The following is a 5,135-nucleotide window of genomic DNA, read 5'->3' on the forward strand; positions in this document are numbered from 1 at the left end:
CGACGGCGTCGGCCAGGCGCTTGAGGACGACCACGCCGGCGCCCTCGCCGCGGACGAAGCCGTTGGCGCGGGCGTCGAAGGTGTGGCTGCGGCAGTCCGGCGAGAGCGCGCCGGCGCGGGCGAAGGCGATCGTGGTCTCGGGTGCCAGGTTGAGGTGCACGCCGCCGGCGAGAGCGAGCCGGGCGGCGCCCGAGCGCAGGCTCTCGCAGGCCATCTGAACGGCGACCAGCGAGGAGGACTGGACGGTGTCGACGGTCAGGCTCGGCCCGTGCAGGCCGAGTTGGTGCGACACCCGGTTGGCGATCAGGCCCCGGCTGAGCCCGGCGACGGAGTGGTGGGACAGCGCGTCGGCGCCGCGGCGGTGCACCAGCGAGGCGTAGTCGTCGCCGGTGGCGCCGAGGAACACGGCGGTGGTGCTGCCGTGCAGGCTGTCCGGCGGGAGGTAGGCGTCCTCCAGGGCGTCCCAGCTCAGTTCGAGCACCATGCGCTGGCGCGGATCCATCGCCGCGGCCTCGCGCGGGGAGATCCCGAAGAACCCGGCGTCGAAGTCGCCGACGCCGGCCACGAACCCGGCCCGGGGGTGGCGCGCCAGTTCGGCGACGCCCTCCGGCCAGCGGCCCGCGGGCGGCGCCGCGACGGCCTCCTCCCCTGCGGCCAGCAGCTTCCAGAAGGACCGCAGGTCCTCGGCGCCGGGCACCCGGCACGACATTCCGATGACGGCGATCGCCTCGCGACCCGCCCCGGTGAGCCCGTCCCCGAACTCGTTCCCACCCATAAGAGCTCCCGACCCTCGCTACCCCTGTCGACACTTCGATCGGGCGACGGGCTCCGCAGATACGTTTTCGGGGCGCCGATTCGGACGAGTTTCCGGCCGAACCCGGGCCGGAAGGTTTCGGACGTGACCACGACACGACCGCAAACACGCGTGTGGGCGGCCGCGCCGGAGCCCGGTGCGGCCGCCTACGGACGATTTCAGGCGGCTTCGGTCCGGTCCAGCGCGGCGGCACCCGGCCGCGCGCAGCCGCTGGAGCAGGGTGACGTGCTTGCCGAAAGCAAGAGGCCCCGTTCTGCCGGAGCCCCTTCGGACCCGCAGGACGGCGCATCTCAGGCGGCGACGCGCTCCCCCCTGCACGCACAGGTCTCACCTCCGTGGACGGCACGACGCAGGTGGAAGACCGCCCCACCAGCGCCGCGTGCCGCCCGGCTGGGTGGCACGCGGCCGGGCCCGGGGCGGGCACCCGCCGGCAGGCGGGTGGGGGGTGGATGGTGGGGAACGGCGGTGGACTTTCCCAACGCGCCAGATGATGCACGGGTGGTCACCCCGCAACACACCGCTGCCGCGCGAACCATGCGGTTCGCGCGGCAGCGGTGGACGACGCCGGTGTCAGGCGGCCTTGCGCCCGTGCCAGGTGCGGCCGATGGTCTTCACCAGGTTCGGCGTCACGAAGACCCGGCGGATCGGCAGGATCGCCGGCATGTAGACCTTGCCGAGCGTGCCGTTCGGCTTGGCGAGCACGGCCATCTGGGCGTGGAACCGGCCGTTCCCGTCGTCCACCCAGCCGATGTGCATCACGGCGTGCACGGTCTGGTTGACGACCTCGGTGACCCACTCGGTGTCCGTCTGGTAGACGGACTTCATCGGCACCGTCTTCAGGTCCGGGCCGCGGGTGCCGTCGCGCAGGTCGTCCGCCAGCCGCTCCCGCAGCGACGGGTTGCGCGGGCTGATGCCCTGGGCGGCGGTGTCCCAGCCCATGACGGCGCCGAGCTTCCAGCGGATCGCGAAGAGCAGCCGGTAGGCCGGGGACGGGTGGAAGTCGGTCCCGTCGCCGCTGAACTGCCGGACCAGGCGGGCCAGACCGTCGGGGCCGCCGGGGGTGTCCAGATCCCAGACGTCCTCGATGTCGAAGTCCCCGATGTACTCGTGGATCCGCCACGGCCGATCCGTGAACGCGGTGTTCGGGATCCTCATGCCTGCCTCATCTCTCGTGATACGCAAAAGCGTTGTGCGCGGTCTGGTTCGTCAAGCTACCCGCGGCTCATCGGGCGGCCGCCGCGGCCCTCACCCGGCGCGGGTGGAACACCATGCGGGCGCCGTCCTTGGGGATGTTGACGACGGTGCGGCTGTGCGCGGGCACCGCCTCGCCGGCGACGCGCCGCACGTCGGTGGTGGTCAGGATCTCGGTGAGGGTGGCCTTCAGCTCCATCAGCGCGATCCGGTCGCCGAGGCAGCGGGTGTGGCCGCCGCCGAACGGGATCCAGGTGTGCGAGGCGGGCTTGACGCCGAGGAAGCGCTCCGGCTTGAACGCGTCCGGGTCCGGGTAGTTGTGCTCGTCCCGGTTGAGCAGGTAGGCGCTGGCCCACAGCCGGTCGCCGGGCGCGTAGCGCACGCCGCCGAGCTCGACCGGCTTGACCACCTCGCGGGGCACGATCTGCTGGATCGGCGGGCCGAGCCGCAGCACCTCGTGCACGACGGCGGTCAGGTACTCGTCGGTGTCGCCGGCGGCCATCTCGGCCCGCAGCCTCTCGACCGCCTCGGGGTGGCGGGTCAGGAACTCCAGCGCCCAGCAGATCGCCGAGGCGGTGGTCTCGGTGCCGGCCAGGAACTGGGTCATGATCTCGTCGCGCATCTCGGTGACGCTCGGCGGGTTGCCGTCCTCGTCGCGGATGCCGAGCATCACGCCGAGCAGGTCGTCGCCCTCGGCGCCGGAGCGCCGGCGCTCCTCGATCGCCGCGTTCACCATCGCGTGCACCCGGTCCCGGCGGACCAGGAACTCGTTGACGCCGTTCGGCCGGAACAGCCGCATCCGGCGCAGCTTCTTCGGCGGCAGCAGGTGGAACGGCTTCATGGTGGACGGCTTGGAGTTGAAGGTCAGCATCTTCATGACCTCCTCGAACATCGCCGCCTCGTTGGAGGGGCGGTGCTCACCGAAGAGGACCTCCATGATGACCTTCGTGGTGTAGGCGTGCGCGAAGGGGTGCACGCCCACGGCCCGGTCGCGCGGCCAGGACGCCACGTGCTCCTTGGCCAGCCGGTACACCGCCTGCTCGACGCGCTTCATCGCGTCGCCGCGGAAGGCCGGCATGACGGCGCGGCGGCGGCTGGTGTGCTCCGCCTCGTCCAGCCAGGCCAGGCCGTTGCGGCCGGTCCACTTCTCGATCGGGGTGTTGCTGGAGCCGGTGTGCAGGACGTCCCGGGGGGCCAGGAACATCTGCTTGACGTCCTCCGGGGCCGAGATCACGTACAGCGGCACGCCGGGGATGATGGTGACCCGGAAGCGGCTGCCGTACTTGGCGCGGCAGGTCTTCAGGTACGGCTCGGGGCGGGCCCAGATGCTCAGCACCTGCCGCATCCGTGCCATCTCCACCGCGGGCAGCGCGGAGGACGGGATGACGGTCTGCGCGGCCGGCGCGGAGTGGTCGACGGGGCACTTGCCCCCGGAGGCGGCCGCCGTGTCGTGCGTGTTGCTGGAGTGGTCCATGGTTCTCGGTTTCCTTAACTCGTTGCCGCTCGGGACAGCTGCTCTGGCTGGTGCTCCCCGCCTGGGGCGGCCGGGGCGGGTGGGGTGGCCGGGGCGGGTGGGGTGGCCGGGCCGATCGCGAACAGGGCCAGCCCGCTGACGAGGCTGGCGCCGGCCATGATCAGGAACGCGGTGCGGTAGGTGCCGACGCCCGGGTGGCCGGTCAGCACGGCCGAGACCACGGCCACGCCGAGCGCCATGCCGATCTGCCGGGACATCGACGCCATGCCGGTGCCGGTGGCGACCCGCTCGGGCGGCAGCGCCAGGGTGGAGGCGGCGGCCAGCGCCGGCAGGATCACGCCGAAGCCGATGCCGCCGATGATCCCGCCGGGCAGGAAGGTGCCGGTGAAGTCCGGCGTGCCGTCCACCGCGAGCGCCCACCACAGGCCGCCCGCCGCGAACAGGCCGGCGCCGACCGCGCCGACCACGTGCGCGCCGTACCGGACGGCCAGGATGCCGCTGGGCACCGCGAACAGGGTGGCGGCGACCGGGCCCGGCGCGATCTCCAGGGCGCCGCGCAGGGTCGTGTGCCGCCAGACCTGGGTCAGGAACAGGATCGTCGACAGCGCCATCGCGCCGACGCCCATGAAGAAGAAGCCGGTCGCCACGTTGCCGAGGGCGACCTTGCGGATCCGTAGCAGGGCCGGCTCGATCACCGGCGCCGGGTGGCGCCGGGCCCGGCGCACGGTCAGCACCAGGCCGAGCACGCCGACCGCCGACAGGCCGATCACCTGCGCGCTGGTCCAACCCCAAGCCTGGCCCTGCGAGATGGTGCCGACGACCGCGCCGACCGACACCGCGAGCAGGCCGATGCCGAGCAGGTCCGGGCGGGGCCCGGCCTCGGTGCGGGAGCTGGTCAGCGACCAGCCGCCGAGCAGCAGCGCCACCGCCCCGAGGGGCAGGTTGACGACGAACACCCAGCGCCAGTCGACCTCCGCCAGCAGCCCGCCCAGCGGCAGCGCGGCGGCCGAGCCGACCCCGCCGACCGCCGTCCACAGCCCGACCGCGACACCCCGCTTGCTCGGCGGGAACAGGCCCAGCAGCAGGCTCATCGAGCTGGGGGCCATCAGCGCGGCGCCGACGCCCTGGAGGGCGCGGGTGGCGATCAGCACCTCCAGGTTCGGCGCCGCCGCGCAGCCGGCGGACGCGGCGGTGAACACCCCGAGGCCGAGCAGGAAGACCTGCTTGGTCCCGGAGCGGTCGGCCCAGCGCCCGCTCGGCAGCAGCAGCGCGGCGTAGGTGATCGCGTAGGCGCTCATCACCCAGGACAGCCCGGTCAGGCCGGCCGAGGGGAAGGACTCCTCCAGCCGGGGGAAGGCGACGTTGACGATCAGCATGTCCACCGCGGAGACGAACACCCCGACCAGGATCACCGCGATGGCCAGGCCCCGTCTGGGCCCGCCCTTTCCACGCCCATCGTGGTTGTCGCTCATGCCTCGATCCACTTCTCGATCGCCTCGGCGGTGGCGGCGGCCTCGGCCTCGATCAGGGCGAGGTGGTCGGCGGCGACCTCGACGAGGTCGTCGGCCTCCTCCCAGTGCGGGGCGTCCGCCGCCGTCGCTCCGCCGAGCGGCCGGGCCGCCCGGACGAGCAGGGTGCGAGCGGCGGCCGGCGCCG

At 73.3% G+C, this 5,135-nt stretch carries 5 protein-coding genes; all 5 read right to left on the reverse strand.

The genetic code is table 11. The features are described 5' to 3' along the window. Window positions 1-775 (reverse strand): beta-ketoacyl [acyl carrier protein] synthase domain-containing protein (locus ABD308_RS15120; RefSeq protein WP_344333799.1); only part of this gene is annotated, 775 nt, incomplete at its 3' end. A gap of 609 nt (window positions 776-1,384) precedes the next feature. Then, a complete protein-coding gene (locus tag ABD308_RS15125; protein WP_344333801.1) occupies window positions 1,385-1,969 on the reverse strand; it encodes a DUF2867 domain-containing protein in 585 nt (194 codons plus the stop codon). 67 nt (window positions 1,970-2,036) lie between these two features. Further along, window positions 2,037-3,479: a cytochrome P450 gene (locus ABD308_RS15130; protein WP_344333803.1), complete on the reverse strand. Its 1,443-nt coding sequence runs from the start codon at window positions 3,477-3,479 to the stop codon at window positions 2,037-2,039. A gap of 14 nt (window positions 3,480-3,493) precedes the next feature. Beyond that, complete coding sequence (locus ABD308_RS15135; RefSeq protein ID WP_344333805.1) at window positions 3,494-4,951, reverse strand: MFS transporter; 1,458 nt, start codon at window positions 4,949-4,951, stop codon at window positions 3,494-3,496. Next, window positions 4,948-5,135: hypothetical protein (locus ABD308_RS15140; protein ID WP_344333807.1), on the reverse strand; the 188-nt coding region annotated here is incomplete at its 5' end. The genes ABD308_RS15135 and ABD308_RS15140, both read right to left, overlap by 4 nt.

Origin of the sequence: Kitasatospora putterlickiae, from assembly GCF_039527695.1 — a bacterium.
Taxonomy (GTDB): domain Bacteria; phylum Actinomycetota; class Actinomycetes; order Streptomycetales; family Streptomycetaceae; genus Kitasatospora; species Kitasatospora putterlickiae.

Coding starts and splice junctions, on each gene's coding strand:
- ABD308_RS15125 (WP_344333801.1), bottom strand. CDS start 1,969: ATGAGGATCCCGAACACCGCGTTCACGGATCGGCCGTGGCGGATCCAC.
- ABD308_RS15130 (WP_344333803.1), bottom strand. CDS start 3,479: ATGGACCACTCCAGCAACACGCACGACACGGCGGCCGCCTCCGGGGGC.
- ABD308_RS15135 (WP_344333805.1), bottom strand. CDS start 4,951: ATGAGCGACAACCACGATGGGCGTGGAAAGGGCGGGCCCAGACGGGGC.